16 protein-coding genes and 1 pseudogene are annotated in these 21,076 nt (G+C 64.1%); all 17 read left to right on the top strand.

Translation table 11 applies throughout. From position 1 onward, the window contains the following. Positions 1–16 precede the first annotated feature (16 nt). Entirely contained in the window at positions 17–769 is a 753-nt protein-coding gene (locus tag E4F25_RS06390; RefSeq protein WP_181168221.1) for an MBL fold metallo-hydrolase, read from the top strand. An 8-nt stretch (positions 770–777) separates the two neighbouring features. Beyond that, positions 778–1,659: a glycosyltransferase family 2 protein gene (locus E4F25_RS06385; protein WP_140909345.1), complete on the top strand. Its 882-nt coding sequence runs from the start codon at positions 778–780 to the stop codon at positions 1,657–1,659. 8 nt (positions 1,660–1,667) lie between these two features. Next, on the top strand, positions 1,668–2,372 hold the full coding sequence (locus tag E4F25_RS06380) for an acylneuraminate cytidylyltransferase family protein (protein ID WP_220433192.1): 705 nt from the start codon (positions 1,668–1,670) through the stop codon (positions 2,370–2,372). Further along, the gene (locus tag E4F25_RS06375) at positions 2,369–3,298 is read left to right on the top strand and encodes a phosphoglycerate dehydrogenase (protein WP_220433191.1); all 930 of its coding nucleotides are present in this window, start codon (positions 2,369–2,371) and stop codon (positions 3,296–3,298) included. Before E4F25_RS06380 ends, E4F25_RS06375 begins: the two co-directional genes overlap by 4 nt. A gap of 82 nt (positions 3,299–3,380) precedes the next feature. After that, complete coding sequence (locus E4F25_RS06370) at positions 3,381–4,403, top strand: GSCFA domain-containing protein (RefSeq protein ID WP_220433190.1); 1,023 nt, start codon at positions 3,381–3,383, stop codon at positions 4,401–4,403. Then, the gene (locus E4F25_RS06365) at positions 4,396–5,160 is read left to right on the top strand and encodes a hypothetical protein (protein ID WP_140909343.1); all 765 of its coding nucleotides are present in this window, start codon (positions 4,396–4,398) and stop codon (positions 5,158–5,160) included. Before E4F25_RS06370 ends, E4F25_RS06365 begins: the two co-directional genes overlap by 8 nt. A gap of 1 nt (position 5,161) precedes the next feature. After that, entirely contained in the window at positions 5,162–5,902 is a 741-nt protein-coding gene (locus E4F25_RS06360; protein WP_140909342.1) for an SDR family NAD(P)-dependent oxidoreductase, read from the top strand. 61 nt (positions 5,903–5,963) lie between these two features. Continuing rightward, a complete protein-coding gene (locus E4F25_RS06355) occupies positions 5,964–8,615 on the top strand; it encodes a 6-hydroxymethylpterin diphosphokinase MptE-like protein (protein ID WP_140909341.1) in 2,652 nt (883 codons plus the stop codon). Between the two features lie 282 nt (positions 8,616–8,897). Continuing rightward, a pseudogene (locus E4F25_RS11650) lies at positions 8,898–9,527 on the top strand (FkbM family methyltransferase); the annotation flags it as partial. Between the two features lie 28 nt (positions 9,528–9,555). Continuing rightward, positions 9,556–10,539, top strand: a complete 984-nt coding sequence (locus tag E4F25_RS06345; RefSeq protein WP_220433189.1) for a GSCFA domain-containing protein — start codon at positions 9,556–9,558, stop codon at positions 10,537–10,539. A gap of 112 nt (positions 10,540–10,651) precedes the next feature. Then, positions 10,652–11,770 (top strand): GDP-mannose 4,6-dehydratase, encoded by a 1,119-nt coding sequence (gene gmd, locus E4F25_RS06340; protein WP_140909338.1) that lies wholly within the window; start codon positions 10,652–10,654, stop codon positions 11,768–11,770. A gap of 1 nt (position 11,771) precedes the next feature. Then, positions 11,772–12,746, top strand: a complete 975-nt coding sequence (fcl, locus tag E4F25_RS06335; protein WP_140909337.1) for a GDP-L-fucose synthase — start codon at positions 11,772–11,774, stop codon at positions 12,744–12,746. A gap of 83 nt (positions 12,747–12,829) precedes the next feature. Further along, a complete protein-coding gene (locus E4F25_RS06330) occupies positions 12,830–14,179 on the top strand; it encodes a hypothetical protein (RefSeq protein WP_140909336.1) in 1,350 nt (449 codons plus the stop codon). Then, the gene (locus E4F25_RS06325) at positions 14,176–18,942 is read left to right on the top strand and encodes an FkbM family methyltransferase (protein ID WP_140909335.1); all 4,767 of its coding nucleotides are present in this window, start codon (positions 14,176–14,178) and stop codon (positions 18,940–18,942) included. Before E4F25_RS06330 ends, E4F25_RS06325 begins: the two co-directional genes overlap by 4 nt. Continuing rightward, positions 18,939–19,559, top strand: a complete 621-nt coding sequence (locus E4F25_RS06320) for a hypothetical protein (RefSeq protein WP_140909334.1) — start codon at positions 18,939–18,941, stop codon at positions 19,557–19,559. Before E4F25_RS06325 ends, E4F25_RS06320 begins: the two co-directional genes overlap by 4 nt. Positions 19,560–19,585: 26 nt before the next feature. Further along, positions 19,586–20,092: a hypothetical protein gene (locus E4F25_RS06315; protein ID WP_140909333.1), complete on the top strand. Its 507-nt coding sequence runs from the start codon at positions 19,586–19,588 to the stop codon at positions 20,090–20,092. After that, positions 20,082–21,074, top strand: coding sequence for a GSCFA domain-containing protein (locus E4F25_RS06310; RefSeq protein WP_181168220.1), 993 nt, complete (start codon positions 20,082–20,084; stop codon positions 21,072–21,074). The genes E4F25_RS06315 and E4F25_RS06310 overlap by 11 nt, the downstream gene beginning before the upstream one ends. Positions 21,075–21,076 lie beyond the last annotated feature (2 nt).

Below are 21,076 nucleotides of genomic sequence, written 5' to 3'. Positions count from 1 at the left end.
GACGACCGGAGCACCCTTGCGGCTGCTGGGGCAATCCGGGTGCCGGATCGCATTTCCCGGCTGCACCGTCTATGTCGATCCCTACCTGTCGCACTCCGTGCAGGCTCTGGACGCCCCCGACCTGGTCAGGCTGGTGCCGATCCCTCTCGAGCCTGCGCAGGTGGAGGACGCGGACTGGGTGCTGGTCACCCACGACCACATCGACCACTGCGATCCCCATACGCTGCCCGCGCTTGCCGATGCGTCTCCCGGTGCCCGCTTCATGGGTCCCGCGCCGGTCGCGGCGGTGCTGGCCGGCTGGGGAATCGCCCGCGAGCGCATCGTGCTGGCCAGCGAAGGATGGTTGCCGCTCGGCGATGACGCGAGGGTCCACGCGGTTCCCGCGGCCCATCCCGAGATCGCCCGGGACGCCGCCGGCAACCTCGCCTGCGTGGGCTACGTGATCGAGCACGCCGGCCGCCGCAGCTACATCGCAGGCGACACCAGCGTCCGCCAGGAACTGCTGGATGCGCTCGCGGCGCTGGCGCCGATCGCCACGGCGATCCTGCCGGTCAACGAGCGGAACTTCTTCCGCGACCGGCGGGGCATCATCGGCAACATGTCCGTGCGTGAAGCCTTCCTCATGGCGGAGGAGGCCGGCTTCGAAAGGGTCGTGCCCGTGCACTGGGACATGTTCGCGGCGAACGCGACCGGCGAAGGCGAGATCCGCGCCGTGTACGAACAGATGCAGCCCGGCTTTTCGCTGGACCTGCGCCCCGACGTCCTGTGAGCGCGCCCATGCTCGCGAGCATCGTCATCCGGACGTTGAACGAGGCCCGCTACCTGGGCGAGCTCCTGCAGGCGATCGAACGCCAGGACACCGGCCCCTTCGAGGTGGAGGTGGTGGTGATCGACTCGGGATCCGACGACGGCACCCTGGAGATCGCCCAGCGCCACGGTTGCGTGATCACGCACATCACCCGGGAGCAGTTCTCCTTCGGCCGCTCGTTGAACATGGGCTGCGAAGTGGCCCGCGGCGACATCCTGGTGCTGATCAGCGGCCATTGCGTGCCGACCGACGAGCATTGGCTGCGGAAGCTGTGCCAGCCGGTCGCCGACGGCAAGGTCGCCTACAGCTACGGCAAGCAGGTGGGCGGCCCGGAAAGCCACTTCAGCGAGTGCCGCATCTTCAGCAAGTATTACCCCGACGAGTCCTGCGTGCCCCAGGACGGCTTCTTCTGCAACAACGCCAACTCGGCGATCTCGCGCGACGCCTGGGCCCGGTACCGGTTCGACGAATGCGTCACCGGTCTGGAGGACATGGAGCTGGCCAAGCGCCTGTACCTCGACGGGGGGCGCATCGGCTACGTCGCCGAGGCCTGCGTGTACCACTACCACTCCGAGTCCTGGAAGCAGGTCAAGCGCCGCTTCGAGCGCGAGGCGCTGGCGCTGCAGAAGATCATGCCCCAGATCCACGTGCGCCATCGCGACCTGCTGCGCTACATCGCGCGCAGCATCTGGCGCGACTGGTGCCACGCCTGGAAGGAAGGCGTGTTCCTGTCGCGCGCGTGGGAAATCGTGCAGTACCGCGTGTGCCAGTACACCGGCTCGTTCAAGGGCAACCGCGAGCACCGGATCCTGTCGCACGCGGAACGCGACAAATACTTCTACCCGGGTTGAACACTCCAATGAACGAAAACAAGCCGCGCGTCGTCGCCCTGCTCCCGATGAAGGCGAACAGCGAACGCGTCAAGGGCAAGAACTTCCGCGAATTCTGTGGCAAGCCGCTGTTCCGCTGGATCCTCGACACCCTGCTCGAGGTCGAGGAGATCGACCAGGTCGTCATCAACACCGACGCCCGCCACATCCTCGCGGAGAACGGCTTGGTGGAAACGGACAGGGTCGCGATCCGCGACCGCAAGCCGGAGATCTGCGGGGACCTGGTGTCCATGAACCTGGTGCTGGCCGACGACGTCGAGAACGTGGACGCCGACATCTACCTCATGACCCACACCACCAACCCGCTGGTCAGCGCCGGCACCATCCGCAAGGCGTTGTCTGCGTACCGCGAGGCGCTGGCGGCGGGCAGCGCGGACTCGCTGTTCACCGTGGACAAGGTGCAGACGCGCTTCTACCGCGAGGACTGCAGCCCGGTGAACCACGACCCGGACAACCTGGTGCGCACCCAGGACCTGGAGCCGTGGTACGAGGAGAACTCCAACATCTACCTGTTCACCCGCGCGAGCTTCCGCTCCACCAACGCGCGCATCGGCAGGAAGCCGATGATGTTCGAGGGCCCGCAGTTCGAGTCCATCGACATCGACACCCCCGACGACTGGGATTTCGCGGTGGTCGCCGCGCGCTTCATGCAGGAACAGGAGCAGGCGAAGTGAAGCGTGTCCTGGTGACCTGCCCGCCGATGCTGGGCATGATCGACGAGTTCATCCCGGTCGCGGCCGCGCGCGGGGTCGAACTGGTGCCCGCGGCGGTGACCCAGGTGCTTTCGCAGGACGAACTGTGCGCACTGCTGCCGGAGTTCGACGGCTGGATCATCGGCGACGACCCGGCGACGCGGCGGGTGTTCGAGACCGCCTGCGCCGGCCGCCTGCGCGCCGCCGTGAAGTGGGGCATCGGCGTGGACAACGTGGACTTCGCCGCGTGCAAGGCCCTCGAGATCCCGATCTGCAATACGCCGAACATGTTCGGCGGCGAAGTGGCCGACGTCGCCGTCGGCTATGTCATCGGCCTGGCGCGGCAGCTGTTCGCCATCGACCGCGGCATCCGCGCCGGGGGCTGGCCGAAGCCCGCCGGCATGAGCCTGGCCGGCAAGCGGGTGGCGCTGGTGGGTTTCGGCGACATCGGCCGCAGCACGGCCAGGCGGCTGGCGGCGTTCGACATGCCGATCGTCGCCTACGACCCGGGCAACGACGACACCGGGGGCATCCCCGGGGTCGAGCGCGCGGCCTGGCCGGAGCGCATCGGGGAGGCGGACTTCATCGTCTTCACCTGCTCCCTGAATGCGCACAACCGGCACATGCTGGACGAGCGGGTGCTGGCCATGGCCAAGCCCGGGGTCCAGGTGGTCAACGTGGCCCGCGGGCCGCTGATCGACGAGCAGGCCCTGGTCCGGGCGCTGCAGTCCGGCCACGTCGCCGCGGCCGCCCTGGACGTGTTCGAGGTGGAGCCGCTCCCGGCCGATTCCCCGCTCAGGGGCATGCCGCAGTGTATCTTCGGGTCCCACAACGGCTCGAACACCAGGGACGCGGTGCGTCGGGCCAGCCACGAGGCGATGGAAAAGCTGTTCGCCTTCCTGAGCTGAGGCATCCCACGGAGGCGGCATGAACCCCTATTCAGCACTGCCGGACCGCGCATTCTGGAGGCCGGCGGTGGCGGAAAAACCGATGCTGGAGATCGGCGGGCTCTGGGATCCGAAGTTCGCGATCGCCAAGGACAGCGCCATCGCGACCTATGGGTCGTGCTTCGCACAGCACATCGGCAACGCGCTGGGCAAGCGCGGCTACAACTGGAACATCTCCGAGCGCGCGCCCGAGGGGATGTCGTGGGCTTCCGCGCGCGAGTTCAATTACGGGATCTTCTCCAGCCGAACCGGCAACATCTACACGACGACGCTGCTGCGGCAGTGGTTGTCCTGGGCGTCGGGCGAGAAGGAGCCTCCAGCGGAAACCTGGCGCAAGGACGGCAGGTTCATCGACCCGTTCCGGCCCCGGATCGAACCGGCCGGATTCCGCAGCGAGGACGAGCTGTTGGCGTCGCGCAGGCACGCCATCGCATGCTTTCGCGACAGCATCGTCTCCTCCGACATCCTCGTGTTCACCCTGGGCCTGACCGAATCCTGGCGAAACCGCGCAACCGGGGTGGAATACCCCATGTGCCCTGGCACGGTCGCCGGAGAGTACGACCCAGACGTCCACGCGTTCCATGAGCTGGGCTTCCAGGAGATCGTCGACAGCCTCGATGCATCCATCGCGGCCATGCGCCAACTCAATCCTGCGATCCGCATCCTCCTCACCGTCTCGCCGGTACCGCTGACCGCCACCAATTCGGGACGCCACGTGCTGGTCGCGACCATGCATTCGAAGTCGATCCTGCGCGCGGTCGCCGGTCACATGGAGCGCCGGGACGCGGGCGTGGACTACTTCCCTTCGTACGAGATCATCAGCAGCCCGCCGTTCCGCGGGGCGTTCTTCCAGGACAACCTCCGCAGCGTGGACCCGTCCGGGGTCGAGTTCGTCATGTCCAACTTCTTCTCCGCCATCGAGGGGGCGGGCAACGCGGCCCCGCAGGCGCCTTCGCGGGAGCAGCCTTCTCCCGTGGCACCCCGCGCGGCTGGCGATGGTGCCGATGACGTGCACTGCGAGGAGGAGTTCCTCGATGCGTTCTCGCGGAAGTCGGCGCATGGCTGAGATCCTGGTCTTCGGGGACAGCCACGTCGCCAGTCTTTCCCCACCGCTGGAGGAGCTGGCCTCGCGTACGTCCATCATTCCGCGCTTCGTGAGCGCACCGGGGCCGGTGTTGACGCGCCTTGCAGTGGAAGGGGACAAGCTGACGCTGGAGCCTGCGCCGGACAGCTGGGGGCATGCCACCGTTTCCGACAAGTCCATCCACTCCTGGTACGCGCTGACGGCCGGACAGATCCGCGACATAGCCGGCGCCGACGGAGCGGTGGACTTGTCGCTGTTCGACGCGATCGTCTGCGTGGGCGGCCACCTCACGAGCTGGTGGCCCCCCATGCACGACGTGATCGTGGCGCCCCAGTACTCCGGCGACTGCGCGTTCCGGGCCTGCAGCGACATGTTTGCGCGTACGCCACACATGCGCTGGGTGGGTGCAATCACGCCCGGCTGCGCGCCGGTCTATTCGATGCCCGAGCCGTTGACCAACGAGGGGTCCCCGAAGCTCGAGGCGCCCGGCGCACGCGAAAGGAACTTTGCAATCGTGGAAGAGACCCTGTCGCTGCTGCTGCAGGACGCTGGCACGAAATACGTTCCCATGCCCCCAGGCTTGCTGTCTGCAGGTGGACACGCCACGGCGGCCCGCTTCAAGCACGAGCGAGAGGGCGACTATACGCATGTCAACGACGAAGGCGCCCGGCTGATGGCAAGGCATTTGTTGGACATGATCGCGCCCACCTGCAAGGCGGACGTGGAGGCGATGGCCTGACATGGAAGCGATCATCATCACCGGCGCCGCGGGTGGCATAGGGCGAGAGCTTGTCCGGGTGCTCCGGGAAGGTGGCTACGCAGCCATCGCGGTCGATCGTGTTGCGCGGCCGGAAGGGATGGAGTGCGACGGCTACGTGCAGTGCGACATTCGCAGGACGGTCGAGGACGCCTCCTATGCGGAAGAAACGTTCGGCCGGATCCGCGGCGCTCTGGGTGGTGCGGCCCTGAAGGCGCTCGTGAACAACGCCGCTGTGCAGGTGGTCGCACCGCTGCAGGCTCTGACCCGCGAGGACTGGCGGGCCACCTTGGACGTGAACGTCATTGCCCCATTCATCTGGGCGCAGGCGTTCCTCGGTGACCTCGAGGCCAACGAAGGCTGCGTGCTCAACGTCAGCAGCATCCACGCACGCCTGACCAAACCCGAATTCGTTGCCTATGCCACGAGCAAGGCCGCCCTGAGCGGTATGACGCGGGCGATGGCGGTGGAGTTCGGCCACAAGGTGCGCGTGAATGCCATCGAGCCCGCCGCGATAGACACCGAGATGCTGCGTGCAGGATTCGCAGGCCGGAATGAAGAGTTCAGCCGGTTGGCCGACTGCCATCCGGTTCGCCGGATCGGTACTCCGGAGGAAGTCGCGCGGCTCGCGCTTGTCCTGATCGCCGGTAGAATCGCGTTCTTGAACGGGGCCAGCATCGCGCTGGACGGCGGCATAGGCAACCGCTTGCACGACACAGCCTGAAGCGGGGGACCGCTCTCCTACCGAAGGAACATCCGTGACGCCTTCCAGACTCCTTAGGGAATTGATCGCCAGCGACCGCCTGCAGGAAGCCCGGGAACTGTGCGAGCGCCAGCGGCATGTGGAGCCGGGTGGCAGCTTCTACGACTTCTGGCTGCAACGTCTGGATGGCAAGACGGGCGCGCGGGACCAGGCTGGCGACTTCAGGTTCCAGCCACGATGGCGGGAGTTGCGCGCGGAATTCGATCGCAACCCGTACCAGGTCGGTCCGAAGCGCGCACCCGAAGGGGATTTGCGTGAGGCGCTGGACGAGGTCAAGCGCGCCATCCCGTTCAAGGGCGACATCTACCTTCCGACCGAGCGCATTCCGGAACCGGAACAGCTGACCGGCCTGCAAAGGGTGCTGGACCTGGTAACGCCGGAAAACCGGCGCGCATCGAAGGCGAGGTTCGACGCGCTCAGGCGGCACATGGGCCGGACCGGGAAGCGACGCGTCTTCGTGATCGGGAACGGCCCCAGCCTCAAGCGCACCGACCTGCGCCTGCTGCGCGGCGAAATCACGATCGGATTCAACGGCATCTTCCTGCATGAAGATTTCGTTCCGACCATCTATGTCGTCGAGGACCACCTCGTCGCCGAAGACCGCGTGCGCGAGATCCACGCGTACGACTGCCCGGTGAAGATCTTCCCGTCCTATCTCGGATACGTCATCGAGCCGCAGCCCAACACCATCTACCTGAATCATGTTTCCCGGATCAGCTACCCGGTAGATGCCGACTTCACGGTCGATGCGGGGGACCTGTCCTATACCGGAGGCACCGTTACGTACACCGGGCTGCAGATCGCGGCATCGCTCGGATTCGAGGAAATCATCCTGGTGGGCGTCGACGCGTCCTACTCCGTACACAACGTGGACCGTTCCACGGCGTATGGCACGGGCGTGCTCACGTCGAAGTCGGACGACGTCAATCATTTCGATCCGCGCTATTTCGGCAGTGGCTATCGATGGCACGATCCGAATGTCAACGTCATGCTCCAGGCCTATCGGAAAGCACGGGATTACGCGAGCAAGGCAGGTATCCGGATCCACAATGCGACCATCGGCGGCGAACTCGAAGTCTTCCCCCGCGTCGATTTCCACCAGTTGTTCCCGGACCATGTCGCCTACCCGCGCTGTGGGATCATCGATTTCACATCGGTTAACAAGCTTTCTGCGACAGGCGCAATCAAGAAGAGCTTGTTCGCGGGCTGGAGCAGGGCTTCGTTGCTGCACGTGCACAGCGACAAGATAGCCAACATTTGCGCGTTCCAATCCGTCGAGAACGATCAGTACCCGGTGGGGACGAACGAGGAATCGATCTGGCCTGCGCTCCGCGCCGCCATCGAATTCGCGCCCCAGGTTCTGTACGTGAGGCCTACCCTCGATCGGCCGCAAATGACCGCTTTCCAGCTTCTGCTGCCGCTGCTGCTGGATCGTCCGTATGTCATCCATTACATGGACGACTGGATCGAAAAGGCGCGCCTGACGAGTGCTCCGGAGGTCGCCCGCTTCCAGAAGTCATTGATGTCTTCGTTCTTCTCCTGTGGCTCGGCGGTTCTGTCCATTTGCGACAAGATGTCGAAGATGCTGGTCGACCGCTACGGGACTCTCGAATCCAGAACACACGCCATCCACAACTTCATAAGATCCGAGGCACCAGCTCGCCGCACTGCCACCCAGTCTGCTGGCGTTCGCACGATTCGCTATTTCGGGGGCATAGAACCCGACATGGGGCTGAAGACGCTGGTCTCGGTGGCGCGCCAGGTAGACTCGATCAACGAACGCAAGGCGCTGCCGTTCGAACTTCGGTTCGAGATTACGACGAGTCAATATTCGATCAAACGCTGCGGGGCGCAGTTCGAGTCCTTCAAGTCCACCAGCGTTGGGGAGCAAGTGCCGGATGAGGGCGAGTACTACCAGGCGCTCGCGAACTCGGACCTTAATCTGATCTGCTACAACTTCGACGATCGCACCTTGGCCTACGTCTCGCATTCGATGGCCAATAAGTTGCCGGACTTGATCGCATCCGGTGCGCCGTTCCTCGCCATCGGGCATCCCGGCGTCGCCACCACCGAGTTGTTGGCGGAGCATGGCTTTCCCTTCATGCTCGACAGGGAGGACTTTGATCTCGAGCCGATGCTTCGTGAAATCTTCTTCCCTTCGCCCGAGATCCTGGAGAAGTATGTCGCGGCCACGGGCTTGCTGAAGCAGGAGTTCGGAGAGGAAAAGAACCGCTTCGCGTTCCACCGGATCCTGCGGCGGGTTGCCGAAGACGACTCCCAGTCCTGGCGAAGCCTGGACGGAGCCCTTCCCCTTCTTACCCGGTTCCTGGCCACGCTGGACCCTCAACCAGCCTACCTGGGCGATCTTCGCTGTCTGGTTTCCCTGGCTGCCATGGATCGCGCTTTCATCGATGCAGTGCTGGCGCGGGTACGCGGCCACGGCTTGCGCTGGTCGGTCCGTGGTATGCATAAGGAACTAATTCGTAAGATCAAGAGCCCTGCGGACCTGCAGCAAGCGCCGCAAGGGCTGCAAGCGGAAGCCGTCGCATTTCTTATCTGCGGCCTGGGGCATGAGCGCTACGAAGATGTCTGTGGCATCGTGCGAGGCTGGTTGTCTACCGACGCCGTAAATGGAGCGGAAATTGAGCGTGGGCAGGAATCCTGCTATGCGTGACTAACGACTGCGGGACATGGAGGAAGGCAACCGGAGAATCCAAGCAAGCCTGACGTAGGTAGAGCCGCCTTAGCAGCGGCTGGATTTCTCAGCCGGGATGATCGCGACTCTCAACACGGAAGAACCTTGGGAGTAAATGAAAATGGGAAAGGTTGAAGAAGTCCGTGCCAAGTTTCGCGAAAATCTGATGCTGATCGAGGCTGCGATTGTAGATACATATACTCACGTTCTAGCGGCGGAGCAGAGGGAGTTCATAGCCGTTGACGGTGGGCTCACGGGGGTTATCACACCGAACGTCTGGCCCGCCTCGACCATTGCTCCAAGGTTATTGCGGTTGAGGCTGATCCTTGGACTGTAAAGAAGCTGCAGAAGAACCTCGATCGTCTGGGTGGCTCAATCAGGAGCGAAATTGAGATTGTCCAGGCTGCTCTTCAAGAAGATCCGGGGGCGCAGGCCGTAACTTGGATGTCTTCGTCATCTCACCCCGGACGCTCCGGCATCTCATCGATTTGGCAAAATGACCCTTCGGTGGAGTTCCGCCAGACTGTGACGGTTCCAGCCACCACCATCGACCGGCTAACCGCTAACGCAGGAGTGCGGACAGGAATGATAAAGCTGGATCTTGAGGGTGGGGACTTTATGGCGCTCCGAGGGGCGGAAGCAACAATGCGGCGGGATCGACCTTTTATAGTGTTTGAAAATTCAATAAAAGCGCCAGGTATATATGGGTTCACGGTGGCCGACATGATCAGCTATTTTGAAAGCGTCGGCTATTCTCCCGTCACCTTCTTCGGGGACGTCGCCACCGAAGAGAGTTGGTTTGCGCTATGGGAGATGTGGGCTGCACCACTCGAAAGCGTTGGACGACTTTCGGATTGCCTACGAATAGCGGTGCAACGCGCGTTCGAATAGCAATTCAATAATGAATCCGGAGAGAGAGATGTTGAGCTACAAAGACGCTGTAGAGACTCGGCGAAATAATCCTAGTCGAAACTTCTGCAGCTACGGCGCGGACAAAAAACCTGTCGCCGATCCCTACAGCGCAAGGGACCGATTCTTGGCGGGCACGCCGTTTGTTTGTCATTCGAGCCCAAAGTTCTCCATCTCTCCCGGGGCTACGGTCTACACGATAGGCTCGTGTTTTGCTCGCAACGTCGAGTCCAGCCTTCAGAAGGCCGGATTTGAACTTCCAGTCTTTAGTGAAGACATTGATCAGTCGATTTATGTTTCGAAGCCTTTTTGGCCCCATACGGTGCTGAACAAATACAATGCACATGCAATGGCGCTAGAGATTGAACGTTATGTGGGCAGGCAGGTCTTGCCGGATGACGGAATTATTTGTTTGGGTGAAGACAAATGGTTCGATCCACAGATGAGTTATACCAAGCTCGCTCCCGAGAAGTTGGTCAGAGATACTCGCGCCAAGTTGGACAGGATCGGCGCAGCGCTGAAGCGGTCCGATGTTCTTGTGCTTACCCTCGGGCTCACAGAGACATGGCTGGATAGCGATTACGGCTATGTGTTTAATAACAACATTGCGGCTGTTGCCAAACATAGGGTAAATAGCCTCAAAGTTTTTAACGCACGACCTGATCAGGTCTATGACGTTTTGGGGAAAGCTCTGGAGGCACTACACGAGGTTGCTCCCGACTTAAAGGTTGTTATTACTGTTTCTCCGGTGCCAATGACGCAAACATTTTTGGATCAGGATGTGGCGGCAGCCAACACCTACTCCAAAGGAACTTTACGAGCTGCCGCACAGATGCTCTACGAAGACCTGCCCTTCGTTGACTACTTTCCGTCTTATGAAATGGTCGTATGTTCGCCGCGTGCGCTTGCGTGGCAAGATGATCAGATTCATGTGACTTCGACCGTTATCAACCCGATAATTTCTGAGTTCAGCAAGCGATATCTAACCACGTAGCAGCCCCGCGCCTCGTGAGGGCGGAAACTCGTAGTTTTATGAAAGCAGTCGCCACTCGGCGACATTAATTGTTTCGCGTATGCAAGTGTAGGCAATCCCGAGCGGAGTAGGCATGAAGAAGGCATTAATCACGGGCGTCACTGGTCAGGATGGTTCATATCTCGCAGAGTTCCTTCTAGAGAAGGGATATGAAGTCCACGGAATTAAGCGTCGTGCGTCCAGTTTCAATACTCAGCGCGTCGACCATATCTATCAGGATCCGCATGAACTGCATGCAAGGTTCTTTCTCCATTATGGCGACCTGACGGACAGCTCCAACCTGACCCGCATCCTCCAGCAGGTACAGCCCGACGAGGTCTACAACCTTGGCGCGCAGAGCCATGTCGCGGTGAGCTTCGAGTCGCCCGAGTACACGGCGGACGTGGACGCGATCGGAACGTTGCGGCTGCTGGAGGCCATCCGCCTGCTGGGGATGGGCGATCGCACCCGCTTCTACCAGGCGAGCACCTCCGAGCTGTACGGCCTGGTGCAGGAGATCCCACAGAAGGAAACGACCCCGTTCTACCCGCGCAGCCCCTATGCGGTCGCCAAGCTCTACGCGTACTGGATCACGGTGAACTACCGCGAGGCCTACGGGATGTACGCGTGCAACGGCATCCTCTTCAACCACGAGAGCCCGCGCCGCGGCGAGACGTTCGTCACCCGCAAGATCACCCGCGGCCTGGCGAACATCGCGCAAGGCCTGGAGCGCTGTCTGTTCATGGGCAACCTGGATTCGCTGCGCGACTGGGGGCATGCCCGCGACTACGTGCGGATGCAGTGGATGATGCTGCAACAGGAGAAGGCGCAAGACTACGTGATCGCGACCGGTCAGCAGCAGTCGGTGCGCGACTTCATCCGCTGGACCGCCGAGGAACTGGGCGTGACCTTGCGCTTCGAAGGCGAGGGCGTCGAAGAGAAGGGCATCGTCGAGCGGGTGGAGGGCGACAAGGCGCCCGCCCTGCAGGTCGGAGACGTGGTGGTGGCGGTCGATCCCCGCTACTTCCGCCCGGCCGAGGTGGAAACCCTGCTCGGCGATCCCTCCAAGGCGAAGCGCGAACTGGGCTGGCAGCCCGAGATCACGGCGCGCGAGATGTGCACCGAGATGGTCGCCGCCGACCTCGCCGAGGCGCGGCGGATGGCGCTCCTGCGCGAGCACGGCTACGACGTCGCGATGGCACGGGAAGGCTGACATGGCAACCCGCATCTTCATCGCCGGTCATCGCGGCATGGTGGGGTCGGCGCTGGTGCGCCGGCTCCGCGAGCGCGACGATGTCGAGCTCGTCACGCGCACGCGCCAGGAGCTGGATCTGCTGCGCCAGTCCGAGGTCGAGGCCTTCTTCGCGAACGAAGCCATCGACCAGGTGTACCTGGCCGCCGCCAAGGTCGGCGGCATCCATGCCAACAACACCTACCCGGCGCAGTTCATCTACGAGAACCTGGTCATCGAGTGCAACATCGTGCACGCCGCCCACATGGCCGGGGTACAGAAGCTCATGCTGCTCGGGTCCTCCTGCATCTACCCGAAGATGGCCCCGCAACCCATGCGCGAGGATGCGCTGCTGACCGGCGCGCTGGAGCCGACGAACGAGCCGTACGCAGTAGCCAAGATTGCCGGGATCAAGCTTTGCGAAAGCTACAACCGCGAGCACGGACGCGACTACCGTAGCGTGATGCCCACCAACCTGTACGGTCCCGAGGACAACTTCCACCCCGAGAACAGCCACGTGATTCCAGCGTTGATGCGCCGGTTCCACGAGGCTGCGCGGGACGGGGCGCCCGAGGTCGTGGTCTGGGGTAGCGGCAAGCCGATGCGGGAGTTCCTGCACGTCGACGACATGGCCGCAGCCAGCATCCACGTGATGGAGCTTCCGGTCGACACCTGGAAACAGCACACGCAGCCGATGCTGTCGCATGTAAATGTGGGCACGGGCGTGGATTGCACCATCCGTGAGCTGGCCGAAACCATCGCCAGGGTCACCGGGTACCAGGGAAGGATCGCCTTCGACGCCAGCAAGCCGGACGGAACGCCGCGCAAGCTGCTCGATGTCTCGAGGCTGGCCTCCCTCGGGTGGCGCGCCGGAATCGGCTTGGAGGAGGGGCTGCGCCACACCTACGCGTGGTTCATGGACAATCTGGACCAGTTCCGGGGCAAGGAAGCGGCATGATCCCCCCCCGCAGGCTATTCCCCCAAGCATTCTGACGAGGTCCCGTGGAGATCGTTCTATCCGGCTTGGACCAGGCCTCCTGCATGGAGGCTTTCGGCGCCCTGGACTGTGGCGGCGAAGCGGTGTGGTGGCCGTCGTCCCGTCTCCTGGAGGAGGTCCAGCGAAAGTCCACGGACTTCAATGTCATCTGGTTCTATGGGTCGCCGGCGTGGATCGCGAGCGGCACTCCGCATGGCGAGCCTCTGGAGGACGCGCTGGACGGCTGGGTCCGGCGGAACCGCGCGGTGCTGAACCTGAGGGGCCTGCTGGGGCCGAGGCTCAGGCTCGTCAATATCGAAACCGCCAGTGCGCTGTCGGTCCCGGCCAGCCGGGCGCACTCACACCACCTGTTTCGCGCGCTGCTCGGCTGGTGGGGGCCAACCTACCAAGGCATGTACGAAGTGCTCGAAGCTGCGGCCTGGAAGCCGCTCGGGGACCGCAGGGCACGTCTGGAGCAGCTGTCCGAGTCGCAGTTGCTGGCAACGATGGACGGATTCATGCATGAAGTCCGGCAAGCCTGGGAGGCGATCGAAGAAGCCAGGGCGGACAAGTTGCTGGCCCACCTCCAGGAGACGCAGGAGGACCTGGAGTCGGTACTGCTGGAACGAGAAACCGTGAGGTCTCAACTGGCGGCCAGCCGGGACGACCACGAACAGGAAGTCCTCGAGCGACAAGAGCTGGAGCGGCAATTGGCGACCACCCGGAAGCAGGTGGAGAAGCTCCAGCAGGAAGAGCGTGCTACAAGGGATCGTTTGGCGGATCTGCGTCGTCTGTCGGACGAGACCGCGCAGGAGCTGGCAGCGAGCACCGTGAAAGTACAGGCGTTGGAGCAGCACTTGGCGGCTGAAGGCGAGGGCAAGCGCGCGTTGCAGGCGCGAATTGCGGCAAGCGAAGAAGCGCGTAACAAGTTGAAGCGTGAACTCGACATCCTCAAGGGCGAGTGCCGGGAGTTGCAGGCGCGGAACATCGAGGCCATGCGCCAGATTCGCGACATGGCGGACGAGAGGGCTCGTGACGCTGCCGGGCCCCAGCCTGGGACAACCCTCAGGCACGGGGTCGTCAGGCTTCTTCCGGCGCTGAGGAGGCGCCGACAAGACTCCTTCCCTTCAGAGCGCCTGGCAGCGATAGAGCTCATTCGCGAATCGGAGTTTTTCGACGAGGCCTGGTACTTGGACACCTATCCGGACGTCCGGGAAGCGAAGCTGGACCCCGTGGAGCATTTCCTGGATTTCGGGTGGAAGGAATTCAGGAACCCAGGGCCGCATTTCGACACGACTTATTACCTGGCCAACAACATCGACGTCGCGAAGAGCGGCCTCAATCCACTGCTGCATTTCATCAACCATGGCGCGGCCGAGGGTCGGCGCCCCCAGCACAGTGTTGGCAACGCATGACGGCAGGCAAGCCACCGATATTCATTGCCGGTAACGGCCCCTCATTGAGGGACCTGGATTTTTCCCTGCTCGAAGGGCGGGATTGGCTCGGCATGAATGCCGCCTACCGGTACTGGGACAGGGTCGGGATCTACCCCAAGATCTACTGCTGCCTGGACAAGGTGGTGGTCAGGTCGCATGCGGAGCAGATCCTTCGGCTGTACCGCGAAGGAAGGATCGAGCGGTTCTTCCTCGTCCGCGACATCCTCGACGAGCTCCCCGACTTTCCGCAGGACGACCGGGTCTTCTTCCTGGAGGACATGGTCGCCTCGGAAGTCCCCGAGGCCAGGATCTTCCACACGGCGTTTCCCGACAAGAAGACGACGGGCTCGTGGGCCGTACGCTTCGCGATCTTCCTCGGGTACCGGGACATCACCCTCGGCGGCATCGACTGCAGCTATGTCGAGGTCATCAAGGAGGCAGGAAGCACGGGCGTGGGGCTCGAACTCAAGATCGAGACCGAGGTGGCCAGCAACCCGAACTACTTCTTCGACGACTACCAGCAGCGGGGCGACACCTACCAGGTTCCAAACCCGGAGCGGCACTACGGCAACCTGCACCTCCAGTCGTTCGAGGCCTTGAGCTTCGACATCGCCCGCATGGGGCTGGACGTCCGCATCAGGAACACGTCGAAGCAGTCCAGGTTGCATCGTTTCGGCGTCTACGAGTACCAACCGCTGGCCGAAGCGCTGGGCGCCCCGGCGCTGCAGGCGGTGGCCGTTCCGTTGACGGAGCGCGAGCTGCCGCAGCTGCTGGCCAACCTCGCGTTGTGGGAAGAGCCCGCCTTCCGGCCGCTGCGTCCCGATTCGCCCCTGCTTGGCCAGGTCGACCTGCGCCTGTTCTTCGATGGCGGGCATTCGCAGGACATCATGGACCGGGTCCACGAGGCGTGGGAGCGCTTGCCGGCGCTACGGAGCTGCTTCCGGCGGATGGAGGTCACCTTCCTCGCCATCCCCGAGGACCTGAACCACTACGTGCGCGATCCGAGGCAGCGCGACATACCGCGCAAGATGGGGCCTAACCTGCACTTCTTGGCGACCATGCGGGCTTGCCGTACGTACCGCTTCGTCCAGTTGATGGAGACGGATTGCGTGCCCGCGAAAGCGGACTGGGTCACCGATCTCGACGCGATCTGCCGCGCCCGCGACCCGTTCTGGATCGCCGGGGCGTCCGTCCCCGCGCTGGGCGCGCTGGATCCCAGGATGGCGCACCACATCAATGGCAATGCGCTCTACGCCACGGGGGACAAGGGCTTCCAGGAGTTCCTCGACCGCACGTTCCTGCCGGCGCTGCGGCACCTGCTGATCGAGCGCGGCGACCACGACCTCGCCTACGACTGCCTGCTGGAGAGGCTGGTGGCGCTGAAGCCGGAAGACGACGAAACCACGAGGGCGCATGCCGCGGAAGTGCAACGCCATCTCGGAAGGTTCCGATCGATCACCGCGATCGCCAACTTCAGCCTGGCCGAAGCGGACATGCAGGAGGAGGAATTGCTGGGGTTGCTGGAAAGCGACCATGTCCTGCTGCACTCGCGGCGCCTGGCCGGACTGCTGGCGGACGCGATGGCCACGGCGCGGCAGTCGCCGGGGGCGGACCTCGGGAGCGAACTGCTGGCGCGCCGGCTGACCGACACGTTCCTGAAGATGCCGGTCGGCTCCATCCACGCCTTCCACGCCTACTGCAACCTCCCGGGTTGCGAGATCAGGCGTTTCGACAGGACGCGCGGCAAGCTCGTCGTCGCGATCGAGCCGGAAGCAGCGGCGGACAACCAGGACCACGGCCTTTTCGTGGTATTCGCCGTCCATTCCACGCTCGTCGGCAGGCGGCTGCGTTGCCGGTTGACGCTGGAGTCCGAGGAAGACCAGCGGGTGCACGTGCGTTTTGCCCGGCAGGGCCAGGGCCCCTACGTGGAGGACACCGCCGACATCGACCTCCCGGCTGGCGCGCCCGCGACGGCGGAGCTGTCGTTCGAGTGCAACCACGACTATGCCCAGGTGCGGCTCCTCGTCGCTCCACGCGGCCCCGCGGGGGGCCGGCTTTACGTGGCCGGCGAAGTTTCGGTTGTCGGCGAAGTTGTTCGCCCGTCCGCCGTCGTGAACAGCGAGGGCGAAGACGGGAAGGCCCTGTTCGGGGACTTCCGGAAGCCGGAGCCCCCCGTGTCCCAGGCGGCCCTGGTCCCGCTCGCGCAAAGTCGCGAGCACGGCTTGCCGCGGTTGCTGATGGTAGACAGCACGCCGCTCGGCCACGCATCCGCGACCGGGCAGCTCAAGAAGACCTACCTCGAGGAGTGGCCCGACGCCTCCTTCCTGCAGGTCTGGATGGATGCCCAAGGGCTGCACCTGCTGCGCAAGCATGGCGGTACGCCGCGCGCCAATCCCACGGCGCATGCGGTGGATGCCATCGTGCGCCAGTGCCTGGCCTTCCGCCCGGACGTCGTCTACTTCCGGCCCGTCGATGCCGCGCAGCTGTTCGAGGTCGTCGAGGCGCTACTGGAGAAGATCGAGGTCCCGCTTGTCCTGCACATGATGGACGACTGGCCGGCGCGCCTGCGCAACAGCGACCCGGCTGCGGGCGAGGCGCTGGAGGGCAGGCTGCAGCGGCTCGTTGATGCGTCGCAGGTGCGGATCGGCATCTCGACCGCCATGGCGGAGGCCTACTCGGAGCGCTACGGCGGTGACTGGCAGGTGCTGGCCAACGGCGCCGACCCCTCGCGCTATCCCGCCTTGCCGAAGCCCGCGCGGGTGGAGGGACAGCCGTTCGTGATCCGGTACATGGGCGCGCTCGCCGACGACATGACCTATACGAGTGTCTGCGATGTCGCGAGGGTGGTGTCGCGGCTGTCGGCCAGGCTCCCCCTGCGGTTCGAGATCCACACCATGGAATGGTGCCGGGGCAAGGCCGAACAGGATCTCGGCGAGCTGCCCGGCGTCGTCATCTCGGGTCTGGTCCCCAAGGACCGGTACGAGGCCGTACTCGGAAGCGCGGATGCGCTGCTGATCGCCTACAACTTCGATGAGCACAGCGTCGCGTACATCGGATACTCGCTGGCCAACAAGATGCCCGAATGCCTGGCGTCCGGGTCGCCGGTGCTTGCGTACGGGCCGCGCGGCGTCGCCACAATCGACTACCTGGCGGAGGCGGGCGTCGCGGAGATCGTCCCGGAACGGAACGAACGGCAGCTGGAGGAAGCGCTCCTGCGGCTGGCCACCGATCCCGGGCAGGGGCTCCGGCTAGGCGAGCGCGCCCGGGAGTTCGTGGAGCGGGAGCTTTCGCTGGGGACCATCCAGCACCGATTCCGCTCCGCGATGCGGGCGGCATGGGCCCTGGGTCCGTTCCCGCGCGAGTCCGGCGCGCACTTCGATGAAACCGACTGCGTCTCGACCCTGTACGACGACCACCTGCAGGGATCGGTCATGATCGACGTCGGCGCGCACCATGGCCACGCGACCTTTCCGTTCGTCGAAAAGGGCTGGCGCGTGTTCGCCTTCGAGCCCGACAACGACAACCGCGCCATCCTCGAGAAGCGCCTCGCCGAAGCCGGCATCGGCCCGGAGACCGTGCTGGTGGACAAACGCGCGGTGAGCAACGAGGCACGGTCCGGAGTCACCTTCTTCCGTTCCGACCAGAGCACCGGCATCAGCGGCCTTTCCGCATTCCATCCCACGCACGAGTCCAGGCAAACCGTGGACATCACGACGCTGCGCGATGTCCTCGCGGACAAGGACGTGGCTGGGGTGGACTTCCTGAAGATCGACACCGAAGGACACGATCTCTTCGTGCTCAAGGGCTTCCCCTGGGAGCGGTTCAGCCCGGCGGTGATCGAGTGCGAGTTCGAGGACGCCAAGACGGTCCCGCTGGGATACACGTTCCACGACATGGCGTCCTACCTTTGCGGCAAGGGCTATCAGGTCTTCGTCAGCGAATGGCATCCCATCGTCCGCTACGGGATCCGGCACGACTGGCGGCGCCTGCGACGTTATCCCTGCGAGCTGTCGGACAAGGCTGCGTGGGGCAACCTGCTGGCATTCCGGGATTCCATCCCGGAGACGGTGGTTGCCGAGGCGCTCGGAAAGCAGCTGAGCATCAAGACCGATACCCGGGGAATCGGGGAGCCCGCCGAATTCGGCGCACCGGCGGCGAGCCCCCGGTACCGGCCCCTGGTGGACCCCGCGTTCAAGCAGTTGTCGCGTTCGGTGTGGCGTTACCGCCACCTCCCGACCGGGCAGCGCCGGCTCTGGATGGTCCTGGACGACAAGCCCGGCGACACCGCAGGGCGCACGTTCGCGGGCAGCGTCCGGCTGCGCTCGACCGCTCCCGTGACCGTGAACGTCAGCATCGGTCGCGCCGGGGAGGGCCCCTACGAGGGCGAAGCCCGTATCGTCGAGCTGGTGCCCGGCGAGTTCCACGACGTGCATGTGTGCGTCAACTTCCGCAACAACCATCGCGCGCTGAAACTGCAGGTCTTCGTCGCCGAGGCCGCGCCGGGCTCGGTGGCCGACCTGGTGATCGACTCCGTATGCATCGGAGAGATTCCCGAGCGGCTGGCTTCCAGCTATGCGGAAGGCGCGCTGGATTTCCGCGCGGCCAACGCGATGCTGCGCCGGGGAGACGTGGAAGGCATGGCCCAGGTGTACCGCCTGCTCCACGCCCGGCATCCACTGAGGATCTACGATGACAACGCCAAGATGGCCGCGGCCGGAACCAGGGAGAAGATGACGCAATGAAAGGCAAGACGGAGGCGATCGCTTCGGCTTCCCGGCGGAGGCGCCCTGCCGCCACCAGGGCGCAGGGCGAGGCGGACGCCAGCCTGCTGCTGCAGCAACTGCACCAGGTCCAGGAAGAGCTCGAGCTGCATTACATGCGCTGCCTCGACCTGGATGCGGAATTGCAGTTGGCGCGGATCGCCAGGGACGATGCGGCAAGGGAGAGCGACGCGCTGCGCATGCAGCTGGCACACATGCAACGCGAACTCGCAGCCCGAGGGAGCGCTCCCGCGCCTTCCGGCTCCTTGGCCGGAAGGCTCGCGAGGCGGCTCCGTGCAGCACTTGGCGGCCGCGACGGCAAGGCCGCGCCCAAGCCCGAGATCGCGGCGATCCGGAGTTGCGAGTGGTTCGATGCCGACTGGTACCTGGCCTCGTACGGGGATGTCCGCGAGGCTGGCATGGATCCCGTAGAGCACTATTGCGAATTCGGCTGGCGAGAGGGCCGCAACCCCGGCCCGGCCTTCGACACCATCTCGTACCTGCGCGCCAACCCGGACGTGGCCGCGGCGGGCTTGAACCCGCTTTGGCATTTCGTGGAGTACGGTCGCAAGGAAGGGCGCCAAGCCCTGGATGTCTGAATCATTCCCCCCACTGGAGACGATGTATGAACAAGAAGATCCTGCTTCCGACCCTGCTGGCAATCGCGCTTGCCGGTTGCGGCAATGATTCCGCGAACCAGGCATCCACCGATGCAGCTGCCTCGCCGGCGAGCGTGGCCACGGAGCAGGCCCCCGCCGCTCCATGCGTCGACAACGCCTTCTACTCGCCGATGCCCGACGCTTCGCTTCGCTTCGACTTCCCCTTCCGCATCGCCAGGGACCGGGTCTACGCGGACGACAACGGCACTCCCCGCCGCGGACTGTCCCTGGAGTACCTCGAAGGCAACGCCGACGAAGTGTGGAGCAGCGTCTCCAACACGATGCTCAATGCCGGGTACGAGCAGGCCGATGCCCCTTCCGCCCTTCCATACAGCGGGACGTTCACCAAGCAGGACCAGCCCGCGATCTTCGTGAAGGTGGCGACGGACCCGGTGAAGAATCCGACCGGCGACGACGTGAAGGGAAGCGTCTGGCTCAGCTGGGTGGTTGGAGACGCGCCAAGTGCGCCCTGACCATACCTACGCGGAGGTCGCCAGATTCCGGAAGGAGAACACCCACCGCTACTGGTGCAATTACTCCAGCCACGCAGTGCCCGCCGACGACCCGGCTTCAGCCCGCAACCGGCTGAAGTCCGGTGAGGTGGTGATCGTGGAGAACAAGCCACGCTTCACCATCCAGAAGGGTGCGACGGTCTACACGATCGGCTCCTGTTTCGCGCGCAATGTCGAAAGGTCGCTGAAGCGCCAGGGCTTCCGCGTGCCCACGATCGAGCTGGAGATCGACAAGGGCATCTACACCGGCAACACGCCGTTCCACAACACCGTCCTGAACAAGTACAACGCCCACTCGATGGCGGAGGAAATCCTGCGAGGACTGGAGCAGGAGCCGGACCCCCAGCTGATCGAGGTGGAGCCGGGGCAGTGGTACGACCCACAGACCTGCTTCACCAGGTTCATGCCCTACGAAGAGGCGCTGGCGCTTCGGCGGAAGCTGGACGACCTTGCCAGGGACGTCGTGACCGCGGACCTCGTGGTCATGACCCTGGGGCTCGTTGAAACGTGGTTCGACATGGAAAGCGGGGTGGTCTTCAACGGGCTCAACGCCGGTTCCATGAAGCATTCGGCACGGAAGACCACCGGCTTCTTCAACGCCACCGTGGACCAGGTAGTCGACGTGCTCTCGGATGCGCTGGAGAAGCTCGTGGCCCGGAACCCGGAGGTGAAGGTCGTGGTCACTGTTTCGCCGGTGCCGCTCGGCCAGACCTTCACGGACGTCGACGTCATCATGGCCAACACCTACTCCAAGGCGGTGTTGCGGGTGGCGGCACAGATGTTGACGGCCCGGTTCGCCTGGGTGGACTACTTCCCGAGCTACGAGATGGTGATGCACTCGCCCCGGGCGATCACCTGGGCGGACGACCAGGTCCACGTCTCGCCGCCGGTGGTCGAGCAGGTCATCCAGACGTTCTCGAACAGGTACATTGCCGCAACCTGAGC

Origin of the sequence: Cognatiluteimonas lumbrici (assembly GCF_006476065.1) — a bacterium.
Lineage (GTDB): Bacteria > Pseudomonadota > Gammaproteobacteria > Xanthomonadales > Xanthomonadaceae > Cognatiluteimonas > Cognatiluteimonas lumbrici.
The sequence above is the reverse complement of the archived record's forward strand: the minus strand, read 5'-3'. Positions and strand labels throughout refer to the sequence as shown.